The following is a 12,825-nucleotide window of genomic DNA, read 5'->3' as shown; positions in this document are numbered from 1 at the left end:
CGGCTGTCGCCGTCCTTTGGCAGCGCAGCAAGTTTCATTCCGGAGAATGGTGCGACGCTGCAAGAGCAGACAACCACTTGCAGCGTCGCACCATTCTAAGCTGATATAGGAGTGAAACATATAATTTCTTATAATTCAAAGAAAGTCGTGCCTCCCCCTCTCCTCTGTAACCCCTATGCTCACAGAGAGCGGAATGGTCTTGCCGAGAAGAACGGCACGATATAAGAAAATGTCGCCGACTCCCCGGGCAGCCGATATGATCACTGGCACTCTTGTCGCTTCGAACCCGCAAAGAGGATAATGCAAAAGCCGTCCCGGTCAGGACCTCGACCGGGACGGCTTTTTTGTTGCCAACTTGGAACTATCGTGTCGTCTGAAGCAACTCGCGCGCCTGATCGGTTAGCTCATAATAGTGGTGTCTTCGTGTGCCGCTTCCCACGGGAAGAATCAGTTGCTTGTCCAGCATCGCACGAAGAACATCTCTGCTGCCCTTGGCACTGTACTTTAAGCATTCCGCAACATCTCTGTTACTGATTTTCCGATTCATTCGACTCATGTGACGCAGCAACTCCCGCTCCTGCACGCTGAGCGCCATGAAAGCTGCCGGAGCATTTGATCCGAGTTTGCCAAGCATGGTATAGAGGAATCTCTGACAAACCTCCGTGTTTTTCTCCAACTCATCGTATGTGAACGGGAGGTAGATATAACCTTTCAAAACCATACTCCGGATCCGCATCCGCTCAAAAGTAAAACGATCTCTGCTGATTATTTCTGCATGGACCACATATCCCTCGCACTCAAAGGCGATGCCTAGCGGCTCATAGAAGATATCAATAAAGATTCTCACATTGTTGATGCTCAATATTTCATACTCCAGATGAAATCCTTCAAACGATTTAAAGACACGCCAGATGATCTGCAACAATCGCTTCTCGCCCGGGCCTATCTTTTCGAGCCGCTCCCGTCTTGCCCCTGTTGCATTAAGCTTCTGCTGTTGTAAGAATTGTTCGTATGCCTGCTCAAACTGATCCATACCAATCCCCTCCTAAGCTTGAGTGCACAAAAAAAGCCGCAAGTCTCCGAAGAAACAAGCGGCGTGTGCTTCACGCGTATACGTTTATGATTTGATTCCATCTTACTAAATCTGCTGGTAATACTCAATCTATTTTTCAAGCAATTATTTCAAGCCACTCCGGGCTGTGTCCGCTCCAGCGAACCTTTTCTCCCTTACAGCACCTCCATCAGCCCCGCCGCACGCTCCAACGAACCTTTTCTCCCTTACAGCACCTCCACCAGCCTCGCCACACGCTCCAACGAACCTTTTCTCCCTTACAGCAACTCCACCAGCCCCGCCACACGCTCCAACGAACCTTTTCTCCCTTACAGCCTCTCCACCAGCCCTGCCACACGCTCCAACGAACCTTTTCTCCCTTACAGCACCTCCACCCGCCCCGCCGCACGCTCCAACGAACCTTTTCTCCCTTACAGCCTCTCCACCAGGCCCGCCCCATGCTCCAACGAACCTTTTCTCCCTTACAGCACCTCCACCAGCCTCGCCGCACGCTCCAGCGAACCTTTTCTCCCTTACAGCTCCTCTACCAGCCTCGCCGCACGCTCCAACGAACCTTTTCTCCCTTACAGCACCTCCACCAGCCTCGCCGCACCCCCTCGCTCCATCTCCGCATACGAAAAGGCCCCGACTCGCGCATACGAGTCGGGGCCGGAGGATAAGTGCGAGTTACTTGGTGGTGCGGGATTCGGGGCTCAGCTTCAGCAGCTTGCGCTGGATGAAGTCGATGACGGGCCGGCGCGTCTTGTCGACGATGCCGATCAGCTCGGCGCCGATCTGCAGCATGAACGTCAGCACGACGATGACCCCGAAGGTGATCCAGTTGGCCGCCGGCGACTGGACGAGCGTCGATTGGACGATCGCGCAGCAGCCGAAGAACGCAGCGATCCCGTAGATGATCAGCACTGTACGGCGGTGGCTGAAGCCCAGGTCGCGCAGACGGTGATGCAGATGACCCTTGTCCGGCGCGAAGATCGGCTTCTTGTTGATCCAGCGGCGGACGATCGCGAAGAACGTATCCGACAGCGGCACGCCGATGATCAGCAGCGGTGTCACGAACGAGACGATCGTCACCTGCTTGAAGCCGATCATCGACAGCGTCGCCAGGCAAAAGCCAAGGAATAACGAGCCCGAGTCGCCCATAAAGATCTTCGCCGGATGGAAGTTAAAGAACAGGAATCCGACAATCCCCCCGAGCAGCACGCAGCTGAGCAGGATGGTCGGCTCGAAGCCCATGACGAACGCCATGACGAGTATCGTCCCGATTGCGATGCCGGACACGCCAGCCGCCAGACCGTCCAGACCGTCGATCAGATTGATCGCGTTGGTCACGCCGACGATCCAGAAGATCGTCAGCGGGATACTGATCCAGTCGGCGATCGGCTGCATGTTGGCGCCGAACGGAATGTTCACCAGGTCGATCTTGACGCCGAAGCCGAAGACGACGACGCAGGCTGCAGCGATCTGGCCGAGCAGCTTGACCTTGGCAGACAGCTCGATGCGATCATCGAGGGCGCCCAGCAGGACGATGATCGTCCCGCCCGCCATCGTAGCGAAGATCAGATTCATATCGTAACGGCTCAGCATACCGTCCGGCACGAACGGCAGGACCGCCAGCACAGCGCCGATAAACGCCGCGTAGATGGCTAGTCCGCCCAGCCGGGGCATGATGCGCGTATGCACTTTGCGGTAATTCGGCTTATCGATCGCACCGATCTTAAAAGCAAACGTCTTGACGAGCGGCGTCAACGATAACGCCAATATGAGTGCGATGACAAAGCCCAAGATATAAATAACGCTCACAGACATCTCCAACTCCCCTTTTGTTTCTACCGGAATGAATTATACTCCGATTAAATAAGAAACTCCAACGCCATTTTTAACCGATTTTCAGCATTTTCACAGATTTTTCACGGAGTTGGATATTCTTTTGTCACGTTTTCTCGGTCACGCATCACTTTAAGCACGAATTTGGGCAGTGCCAGCATCCTGCCGATACGCGAGGGCTGGAGCATGAGCCGGTACAACCACTCGAGACCGAGACGCTGCATGAACAGCGGCGCCCGCTTCAGCTTGCCGGCGATAACGTCCAGGCTGCCGCCAATTCCCATCATGACCGGAACTCCGAGCGCCTGCTTGTGCTTGGCAATCCAGGGCTCCTGATTGTGCACCCCGCGGGCGACGAACAGCATGTCCGGATCGGCCTCGCGGATCTTTGCGATCACTTCCGCATCCTCATCATCTCCGAAGTAGCCGTGATGCGTACCGACGAACCGTACCAGCGGATACTGCTTCTGCAGACGCGCAGCAGCCTCGTCGATCACTTCCTGTGTCGTACCGAGCAGGTATACCGACCAGCGCTTCTGCTCGCCCACATGCAGCAGCTCGTGCAGCAGGTCGAACCCTGCGACCCGCTCAGCCACAGGCATGCCGACGTAGTTGGCCGCCCAGACCGCACCGGCGCCGTCTGGCACCAGCAGCTCCGCCTCGCGCATCGCTTTGTGGAATATCGGATTGTCCAGCGCTGTCATGATCATGATCGGGTTGCCCGTAATGACTTGCATCGTGCGCCGCTGCTCGATTGCCTTGGACAGATAACGCACGGTATCCTTCATATTCATTCGTGAGAAGTGCATTCCGTAGAGCGGCACCACAGGTACTTCAGCTGTCGAAGCCTCCTTGGCCGCTCCTTGCTGCTTCTCTTGGATTGGCAAACTCATGTATTGCTTTCACCTCTTCGATCCGATTGCAGCATACAACGCTCATTGTACCACGCCAATCTATTGACGCAACAGCCGCACGATTTGTTGCGCGGGCAGCAGCGCCTGACTGCGCAGGGCGCCGATCGCCTCGGCATGCTGCTGCCGCCAGGCCTCGCCATGGTCCAGCAGCTCTTCCGCTGCCGTCGCCAGCGCCTGGGGATCCAGCGCTTCGGTCGTACCGATCGCGCGCAGACCGAGCCGCCCCAGGAACTGGTCGATCTTGGGATCGTAGGACAATCCCAGCATCGGCACAGACTGGTTGGCAGCATAGATCAGCGCATGGAGCCTCATCCCGATCAGCAGTTCACAGCTGCTCACCGCCAGCAGCATCTGCTGCGGATCGTCGTCCAACGTGGCGAGCTCCGCCGTGCTGCTGCCGATGGCGCCCAGCCGTTCCATCACATACGACGATGCAGCCGCATCGTCCGGCGCATGGAACGGCAGGAAGCGCAGCCGCACCGCGCGGCTGCGGGCCAGGGCGGCCAGCGCCACCGCCGCCCGCTCCAGGTCGGCTTGATCCTTGCGCCAGAAGCGCAAGGACACGCCGACCACGGGCACGCGATCCGCGCCGACCAGCGGCTCGCTCGCCCCGACCGCTGCGGTCTCCGCCGGCAGCGGCAGAGCCATCACCGGATCGGGGACGACCTCGATCCGGGAGCGGTCCACCCCGATCCGCCCGAGCAGCTCGGCGGATTCCGGGTCCCGCACGCTCACGTAGGCGCTGCGCCGCATCACGCTACGGATCAGCGGATCCATCCAGCGCCGGCTCACCGGTCCGATGCCTTGCGAGTAGATAAAAGTCGGCTTGCCGAGCAGCTGCGCCAGCTTGAGCACGCCCGTATAATACGGGATCGTCTTCGCCCCGGTCGCATCCTGCAGCAGACTGCCGCCCCCGCTGATCAGACCGTCGCTCTCCCGGATCGCGCCCAGCACCTCGGCCGGACGCATCCGGTGCCGGGCCCGGACGCCGTACATCGCCTCTGTGGAGGCGGGATCGATAGAGAGCACGATCGGCTCGATCCGTACGCCAGCCTCCGCACCCGCAGATTCCAGCGCCAGCAGGATCGACTTCAGCACCGCTTCGTCGCCGCTGTTGCGGAAGCCATAATAACCGGAGACGACTAGACGGTACGTCTTCTTCGAGTGATCAGCGGGAATAGCCATCTGCGCCATACTCCTTCCGCAATCTGCCACGCTGCGATCATCGCCAGTCCGATCAGGGCGCCGAGTCCCAGACCAAGGACGACGCGGATGAACGAGATGTAGAGCGGGGTGTGAATATGTGCAAACGTATCTACAATAGAAAGTTGCCCAACTGCAGCTACAATTATTAGTACCCACGCCGCGCGGTATCGAAGCGCCAGGAACAGCCCGAGTAAAAATAAAGGATGGGCGAACATGAATTCTTTAAACCGCGGCCGAACGCCGAACGTCCCTTCGAGTACGCTGCGAATCGTCAATTCCAGACTGGTGACAGATCCGGCATTGCCCGTACGGGACAGGTAATACATCCCGACTACGCCCAGGACGCCTGCAATGGCAACCCATAGCACCGTAATCTGCATCCGCAGCAGCCGCCGCAGGTTGTCCACCGGCGATCCGGAGTACAGGAAGACATAGAGCCCGACCAGCGCGATCGGCGCCAGATGCAGCAGGCTGACCCCGCGGTACTGCTGCAGCACCAGGCTGTAGGTAATATTGTTGAGCAGGCCGAAGATCAGCGGCACACCGATCAGCGAGATGATCGCGGTCAGCACGTACAGTCCGACCGCCATCGTCAGCCGGCGGCCTATGCCCAGCTCCGGGAACACCCATTTGCCGGTGAACATGCCGCTGCCGCCCGGCTTGCCGCTCTCGTCCGTCCACTCGCCGCCGACGATGCGGCGGTCGCCCTCGGTATGCTTGCGGATCCGGCTGAACGCCCAGATCAGAGCGAGTGTAGGTGCCGCGATGCCCGCGCCGAGTGCCAGAGCCTGCTCCAGAACCGGCGGCGAGAGGTAATACAATCCAGCGCTGCCGATGAGGCCGAGCAGGAACACCGGGATTAACAGCACCGGGACGAACGCCCCGACCAGCAGAGCGATGATCGCGATCGCACCAAGCGCGACCACGCCTTTGAGGATCATCATCCATGAGCCTGATTCATACTTGTAGTCGAACGCTTCTGCCGTGCCGTTCGTGTAGCCGACATCCGCCAGCAGCTTTACCGCGCCCGGCGTATCCTCGTTGCCCGCGAGCGATTCATAGATATTGTCCAGTGAATGGACAATGCCGCCCCGGTCGGCGCTGCGCAGCGGTTGGCCGTTTATATAGAACATCCGGATATTGCGGTCTTTGCCCGCCAGCTGGAAGCGGTCGGCGATCGTCTCCGGCGACAGTCGTCCGGCATCCAGCGCCGACAGCGAATACAGCCGCACCACATTGTAATCGATATTGTAAGCCAGCGTCTGGAAGCCCTTCTGCATGGTGCGGAGATTCTCGATGGCGACGATGCCGATATCGTACTGCTTCAGCAGCTCGGCCATCGAGTCCAGACTCCTGTCCGTCGCATGGTCGCCGAAGCCTTTGACGGCATCGCCGTCAAAGAGGATCCGCTTGACGCCCAGGTCATGGAACCAGGACAGGATACTCTCCGTCAGCTCATGATCGTAAGGCTTCATCCGGTCCGATAGCCGGGGCAGCAGCTGGAAGCCGCGGTCATGCAGCTCCTGGATGGTCAGCGGATCGGGCAGCATCGTCTTCGCCGTCGCATCCTCCAGCGGCGTCTCGATGACGAGACCGCTGCGGCTTTCGTAGGCGAACGGACGGAATGGCTTCTCATCGGCGCCCATCGTCGCTTCGATCATCGGACCGAGCGCAGACTGCACCTCTTCATCGGCGAATAGGATATACGTGAAGTTCTCATTGAGCGGAGCCGGCTCGCCCTGCAGCTCGGCCATCTGGGCCGAATTGTACAGGGAGAGCCTGCCGTTCCAGCTAAGCTCCTCCAGCGTCGACTCGAAGATCGCCATCGTACCGATGCCCGCATCCTGCATCCGGCCGAGCTGCTCGTCTATGAAGTCCTGCGGTCTGGCCTGGAAGCTCGCGATCTGCACCAGATCGCGGTAGTTGTAGACGAACTCTACCTGCTTGGAGGTCTGCTCCATCTCATAACGCATATAGCCAAGCGGCAGAGCCGCCAGTAGTCCTGCGATCACAAGTCCCCATAACACGACGCGGGCCCTGCGGCTCCACAGTTGGATCGATTGCACAAAAGTCCACTCCTTAAGCTTGGTTGTCCACCCGGGCCATCACCTCAGACGTCAGCTTCGCGATCGCTGCGGCGGCCTCCTGCTGGGATGAGCCGCGAACGGCGAAATACACTTTGATCTTCGGTTCGGTGCCGGACGGCCGCAGGCAGAACCAGGAGCCGTCGGACAGGATAAATTTCAAGACGTTCTCCGGCGGCAGACCACTCAAGCCAGGCAGGTAGTCCTGCAGCTGCTCTACAGTCGCTCCGGCGATCGTCTGCGGCGCCCGGTGACGCCAATCCTCCATGATCGCAGCGATCTGCTGCACGCCGTCTACACCCTTGAGCGTACGGGATTCCAGATGCTCCTGGTAATAGCCGAACTGCTCGTAGAGCTCCTGCAGCACATCATACAAAGTCTTGCCTTGCGATTTGTAGTATGCGGCTGCCTCGCTGATCAGCAGCGCAGCAACGACGGCATCCTTATCCCGCGCATAAGTTCCTGTCAGGTAGCCGTAGCTTTCTTCGTAACCGAACAGGAAGCTCCGCTCACCGGTCCGCTCGTATTCGGTCATCTTCTCACCGATATACTTGAAGCCGGTCAGCGTGTTCACGACCTCCGCCCCGTAATGGCGGGCAATGTCCGCCCCCATCTCGCTGGTGACGATCGTCTTGACGACGACGCCGTTCTGCGGCAGCTTGCCCTGCTCCCGAAGCTGGCTGAGCAGATAGTGCACCATGATGGCGCCGGACTGGTTGCCGCTGAGCACGACATATTCGCCCTGGCTGTTCTTGACCACTGCTCCCATCCGGTCGCAGTCCGGGTCGGTGCCGATGATCAGGTCGGCCTGCTGCTGCTCTGCAAGCTTGATCGCCAGCGTAAATGCCTCGCGCTCCTCCGGGTTCGGCGATACGACAGTGCTGAAGTAGCCGTCCGGCTGCTCCTGCTCCTCGACGATGTGCACCTTGGTAAATCCGGCTTTGCGCAGGACGTCGCGGATCGGCAGATTGCCTGTGCCGTGCAGCGGCGTGAAGACGATGCTCACCTCGCCGCCAAGTCCTTCCTGCAGAAGCTTAAGATTGGGACTCTGGGCGACGACGATGTCGGTATATTGATCATCGGCCGACTCATCGAGCCAGCGGATCAGGCCTGCAGCTTCCGCTTCCTCCTGCGAGGTCCGCCGGATCTCGCCGAAGCCGCCGATCTGCTTGATCGAAGCGATGACCTGCTCGGCATCATGCGGCACGAGCTGGCAGCCGTCCGAGCCATATACTTTGTAGCCGTTGTATTCCGGCGGATTGTGACTGGCGGTGATGACGATGCCGCCCTGGGCTCCGAGCGCGCGCACCGCATACGAGAGCTGAGGCGTCGGACGCAGGGAACGGAACAGATAGGTCACGATACCGTTCCCGGCCAGTACTTGAGCCGCGTGCATCGTGAACTCCGGCGACTGGTTGCGCGAGTCGTGCGCGATCACGACCGAAGGCTTGTCCGACTGGCTCAGCAGCCAGTTGGCCAGCCCCTGCGTAGCTTTGCCGACGGTGTAGGCGTTCATCCGGTTGGTGCCCGCACCCATCACGCCGCGCAGACCGCCTGTGCCGAATTCCAGCTCGCGGTAGAACCGGTCTTCGATCTCCTTGGCATTGTCTGCTATCCCCTGGAGCTCTTCCTTCGTCACATGATCGATCAGCTCATCCTGCAACCAAGCCTCATATTGTGCTGCTGCCAGTTCGTTTTGCGTCATCCTCTCAACCTCTTTCCTTATATGTAGTCTTTACTCCCACAGACGATTTACCCTTTGCTCGAAAGGGCAAACATCAACTCGCCTTCGGCAACCACTTTATCGCCTACCTTGGCCGTGGCTTGCCCCTTGCCGATCGTTCCCTTGAGCCGGGTGATGACCACTTCGAGCGTCAGCGTGTCGCCGGGCGTGACCTGCCCCCGGAACCGGACGCCGTCGATGCCGGCGAAGAAAGCCAGCTTGCCGCGATTGGCCTCCATTTTGAGGATCGCCACAGCCCCGACCTGGGCCAGCGCCTCAACGATCAGCACCCCGGGCATGACGGGATGACCAGGGAAATGCCCCGTAAAGAATGGTTCGTTCATCGTGACATTTTTGAGACCGACAGCCCGTACGCCCTCCTCCAGCTCGAGGATCCGATCGACCAGCAAAAACGGCGGCCGGTGCGGTATAATCTCCTGAATTTGGTTAATATCCAGCATGCTGCATGCTCCTTTCCAGAATTCCCTTCATCCTATGTAATAAAAGTACGGAAATAAGCCAACACTAATGACATCCCTTCATGAACTGCAGTCGTGGAGGTTAAGATAAAGAGCCTGACTGCCTGGAGACCGGAAGCGCTCCGGCAGCCGGGCTCTTCTTCACGTCTCGTACGCTAGCCTGCGGCCTGGTTGTTCACCGAGCGGAAGCGAATTAAATACATGGTTGTCGTCACATAAGAAAATACGATCACTGCCCAAAGCATCAATTCACCAAAAGGAAGCTTGAAGAAAATCAACGTAATCGCTACATACAACAACACAGTCGTCAGCTTGCCCATCCAGTTGGAAGGCAGCGTCAGCTTGCCCCGGAAATGTACGTATGCCGAGACGACGATCATCCCCAGATCACGGAGCAGCAGCGCAATCGCCGCCCACCACGAGATCATCCCCGAGAGCACCAAGGAAACAAAGACAGTAATCAGCATCAGCTTGTCCGCCAGCGGGTCCAGCATCATCCCCAGCCGGGTCACCTCGCCGTTGCGACGCGCCAGATAGCCGTCCAGCACATCGGTCAAGCCGGCGCCCGCCATCACGAAAAAGGCTGTCGTCAGGTAACCGTTGGCAAACACCGCGATATAGACGGGTATCAGCATAAAACGAAGCAGCGTCAACGCATTCGGCAGATTCATCAGGGCGACCCCCTCGCTCTCTCTATTTCGTCTCTGCCTTGCAAGTTCCTACATTATTATACATCTCCGCTGCAAAACAAGCAAAAGCGACTTCCCCGCACCATTCCGTGCTTTTTCCAATCTTTTCTCCAGCTGCCCTTCATTTATAAGACCCCGATGCCGTTATAGTTCTTAGCGGTCATACCGCAAATATCAGCTAACGCTTGGAGGTTCATGATGATGCACGCGCAATACACACGCTGGACCGGACGGTCCTGGCTGGCCGTCTGGCTCGTCGTCACCCTGCTCTCATTCAGCATTCCCGTCCCTGCCGCGAATGCCTCAGAAGACAAGATAATCGGCATTTCTTTTGACTCCGTCCCTACACCTTACAAATTATATGTCGAAGACGACACCGAGCTGTTGAAGCTGTGGGCCGAAGTGGAAGGCAGCACTTCGCTGCGCGACGTCACGTCGGAGGCTTCCTGGACATCGTCCAAGACCGGCGTGATCAAAGTCGACAAAGGGCTGCTCACCGCAGTCTCCGCAGGCAGCTCGCAGATCACTGCCCGCTACAAGGGCTTCACTGCCCTGCTCACCATCAACGCGGAATACCTCTACGACAAAGTGGAGATCAGCCGCGGCGGATCATCGGGCGCGTTGCCCGACAAGCTGGATATCGAGCTCGGCGAAGAGCTGCAGCTTGACCTTGCCGCCGTCAAAGGAAGCACCAGCACCGATGTCACGTCCGACGCCGCCTGGAGCTCCTCCAGCACCAGCGTCGCTACGATAGATAGCGACGGCACTGTGACCCTGGTCAGCCCGGGCACGGCCAAGATTACAGGCAAGCACAAGGGACTGTCGGCTGCGGTCACGCTGACCGTCTCGTCCCCTTACAAATCGATCACCCTCAGTCCGGACCGGCTGCTCGAGTTCAAGGTCGGCGACAGCGACAAAGAGCTGACTGCGACCGCCGAGCGCAAGACCGGCGAGGTCATCGACATCACCGATGAGGCCGCCTGGAAAACCGGCAATAGTGCTGTGGCCACGGTCAAAGAAGGCGTCGTGACGCCAGTCGGCACCGGCACCACGACGGTGAGCGCCACGCATCTGGGCATCACCAAGACGGTTAACGTCGTCGTCCGGCCATCGCATCAGGCGATGACGCTCTCAGGCGAGAAGGAGCTGCACCTGCAGCTGGAGGATGCGCCGGTCCAGATCGAGGCCACGGTGGCGGATAACGCCGATCACAGCATCGATGTTACTTCCCAGGCCGAGTGGAGCTCATCCAATGTATTCGTAGCAACGGTCAGCAGCTCCGGCCTGATCAGCCCCAAGGCTCCAGGTACGGCTCGCATCACTGCCACATACAAAGGCTTGAGCCGGGATATCAACGTTACAGTTTATGGCGCGATGAAGGCGATCTCCGTCGAGAAGACCGTACTGGACGGCTTCGTCGGCGAGAGTCAGGCGCTGCCTGTCGTGACCGGCATCACCCTGGCTGGCGACAGCCAGAACATCTCCAAGCTGATCAGCTGGACATCCAGCGATGAGGACATCGTCACCATCGAAGACGGCAAATGGAAAGCGGTCAAGCTGGGAGAAGCGACGCTTACCGCCGCTCTGGGCAACCGTCAGGTCAAAGTGAAGGCTTCTGTCCATGACAAGCCGCTGGCGCTGCTCAGCGACGTAGAGACGCTCAGTGTCGTGACCGGCAAAGAGATAGCGATCCCGCAAGTAACTGTCATCTATGAGAACGGCGAAGAAGAAAACGTGACCGACCGTATCGATTGGAGCGTCTCGTCTCCGAACCTGCTCGTGCGGGACGGCAAGCTGAGAGGCTTGATCGCTTCCCGGGTCACGCTGACCGGTACGTACCTCGGCAAGAAGATCACCTTCCGGGTGACCATCGAGGAAGAGATCGTCAAGCTGACCGTCGATCCACAGGAAATCGAGCTCAATATCGGACGCTCCAAGTCCGTGAAAGTAACCGGCACTTATAAGAACGGCAAGACGGTCTCCCTGGCCAGCAAGATGAACTGGACGATGGGCAACGAGAAAGTCGCCACCCTCCGCAGCACCTCGGTGCGGGCCGTCGATGAAGGCGCGACCCTGCTCGTCGGCACCTACCAGGACAAGAGTGTCTCCGTTACGATCAACGTCGTACCGAAGCTCAAGAAACTGAGCATCTCCAGCTCGTCGCTGCGGGTCGGGATCGGCGTCACGGAGAAGGTGACCGTCCAAGCCGAGTATGACACCGGCAAAGTCGTCGACGTCACCTCTGCCGCCGTCTGGACCACCTCCAACAACAAGGTGGCCGAAGTAACCGGCGGCACCATCAAGACACTGAGCAAAGGCTCTTCCACCGTCCGCGCCCGCTTCGACGGCAAGACCGTGACCGTCCGGGTCACGGTGAGATAAAGTAACACTATTTAAGGCCTTCCGCCAGTAATGGCGGAAGGCCTTTTTAGCGGCGGCTGGGCACGCAATCGGCGGCTGCGCTCCATTGAGGCGAAGGGTGCTCCCCAATGCTACTTTTTAGATCTACAGCCGCGCTCGAGCCACTTTCCCACGCTCCAATGCTACTTTCTAGATCTAACAGCCGCGCTCGAGCCACCTTTCCACGCTCCAAGACTACTTTTTAGATCTACAGCCGCGCACGAGCCACTTTCCCACGCTCCAATACTACTTTCTAGATCTACAGCCACGCACGAGCCACCTTCCCACGCTCCAATGCTACTTTCTAGATCTACAGCCGCGCACTGAGCCACTTTCCCACGCTCCAATACTACTTTCTAGATCTACAGGTGCGCACTGAGCCACCTTCCCACGCTCCAATGCTACTTTCTAGATCTACAGCCGCGCACTGAGCC

9 protein-coding genes are annotated in these 12,825 nt (G+C 58.6%); 1 reads left to right on the top strand and 8 read right to left on the bottom strand.

Translation table 11 applies throughout. From position 1 onward, the window contains the following. Positions 1-361 precede the first annotated feature (361 nt). From ABC336_RS18730 to ABC336_RS18695, 8 genes are all read right to left on the bottom strand, one after another. Positions 362-1,033: a hypothetical protein gene (locus ABC336_RS18730; RefSeq protein WP_413240083.1), complete on the bottom strand. Its 672-nt coding sequence runs from the start codon at positions 1,031-1,033 to the stop codon at positions 362-364. A gap of 705 nt (positions 1,034-1,738) precedes the next feature. Beyond that, positions 1,739-2,878, bottom strand: coding sequence for a glycosyltransferase family 4 protein (locus tag ABC336_RS18725; RefSeq protein ID WP_413240082.1), 1,140 nt, complete (start codon positions 2,876-2,878; stop codon positions 1,739-1,741). Between the two features lie 101 nt (positions 2,879-2,979). Then, on the bottom strand, positions 2,980-3,789 hold the full coding sequence (locus ABC336_RS18720) for a WecB/TagA/CpsF family glycosyltransferase (protein ID WP_413240081.1): 810 nt from the start codon (positions 3,787-3,789) through the stop codon (positions 2,980-2,982). Positions 3,790-3,849: 60 nt separating this feature from the next. Then, positions 3,850-4,995, bottom strand: coding sequence for a polysaccharide pyruvyl transferase CsaB (gene csaB / locus ABC336_RS18715; RefSeq protein WP_413240080.1), 1,146 nt, complete (start codon positions 4,993-4,995; stop codon positions 3,850-3,852). After that, positions 4,953-7,082, bottom strand: a complete 2,130-nt coding sequence (locus ABC336_RS18710) for a DUF5693 family protein (RefSeq protein WP_413240079.1) — start codon at positions 7,080-7,082, stop codon at positions 4,953-4,955. Before ABC336_RS18710 ends, csaB begins: the two co-directional genes overlap by 43 nt. A gap of 13 nt (positions 7,083-7,095) precedes the next feature. After that, on the bottom strand, positions 7,096-8,805 hold the full coding sequence (locus tag ABC336_RS18705) for a phospho-sugar mutase (protein ID WP_413240078.1): 1,710 nt from the start codon (positions 8,803-8,805) through the stop codon (positions 7,096-7,098). Positions 8,806-8,852: 47 nt separating this feature from the next. Continuing rightward, complete coding sequence (gene fabZ, locus ABC336_RS18700; protein ID WP_413240077.1) at positions 8,853-9,284, bottom strand: 3-hydroxyacyl-ACP dehydratase FabZ; 432 nt, start codon at positions 9,282-9,284, stop codon at positions 8,853-8,855. Between the two features lie 173 nt (positions 9,285-9,457). Then, entirely contained in the window at positions 9,458-9,973 is a 516-nt protein-coding gene (locus ABC336_RS18695) for a CDP-alcohol phosphatidyltransferase family protein (RefSeq protein WP_413240076.1), read from the bottom strand. 213 nt (positions 9,974-10,186) lie between these two features. Here ABC336_RS18695 and ABC336_RS18690 point away from each other — a divergent pair, with 213 nt between their 5' ends. Continuing rightward, entirely contained in the window at positions 10,187-12,373 is a 2,187-nt protein-coding gene (locus ABC336_RS18690) for an Ig-like domain-containing protein (RefSeq protein WP_413240075.1), read from the top strand. The last annotated feature ends 452 nt before the right edge of the window (positions 12,374-12,825 follow it).

The organism is Paenibacillus jepli (assembly GCF_047238105.1).
In the GTDB taxonomy this organism is placed as follows: domain Bacteria; phylum Bacillota; class Bacilli; order Paenibacillales; family Paenibacillaceae; genus Paenibacillus_D.
This window is presented reverse-complemented; position numbering and strand designations above follow the sequence as displayed.